Below are 555 nucleotides of genomic sequence, written 5' to 3' on the forward strand. Positions count from 1 at the left end.
CGAGGCGCTCCTCGAACGCGGCCTGGAGTCGCCGTACGGGGAGTGGCTGGAGCGCTGGAAGGAGTTCCAGAAGCGCGAGCGCGAGCTGACCACCTACGTGCCCTGCGGCGAGTTCTTCGAGATTCGCGACAAGGCACTGATCGCGCACCGCACCCAGATCGACCCCGACGGCGGCTGGTTCCGGGTCCCGATGGAGATCCAGAAGGAGGTTTGGCCCACGGAGGAGTACGAGCTGGCGAAGTCGCTAGTGGCGACATCCCTCCCCGAGGACGACCTCTTCGCGGGCATCCGCAACAATTGACACCATGATGACCGCGACTAGCACCCTCGCCCTGACCCACGCGTCTCCGGTGTTCGAGCTCGCCAAGGAAGTGGATGACAACAAGGTCACCCCTGGCGTCCTCGGCTTCATCGTCTTCGCGGTCATCGGCGTCGCCGTGTGGATGCTCATGAAGAGTATGAACAAGCACATGAAGAAGGTCGACTTCGAAGAAGCGCCTTCCGCCGAAGATCAAGGCTCTGACCAGCGCGAAAGCGCGGCAACGGGTCGATAGT

At 62.9% G+C, this 555-nt stretch carries 1 protein-coding gene and 1 pseudogene; both read left to right on the forward strand.

The window, feature by feature from the left end; genetic code table 11:
* Window positions 1-301 (forward strand): annotated as a pseudogene (locus KUM32_RS40820) (mycothiol conjugate amidase Mca); the annotation flags it as partial.
* A gap of 4 nt (window positions 302-305) precedes the next feature.
* Window positions 306-554, forward strand: a complete 249-nt coding sequence (locus tag KUM32_RS40825; protein ID WP_187062950.1) for a hypothetical protein — start codon at window positions 306-308, stop codon at window positions 552-554.
* The last annotated feature ends 1 nt before the right edge of the window (window position 555 follow it).

The organism is Streptomyces sp. AC627_RSS907, assembly GCF_019049165.1.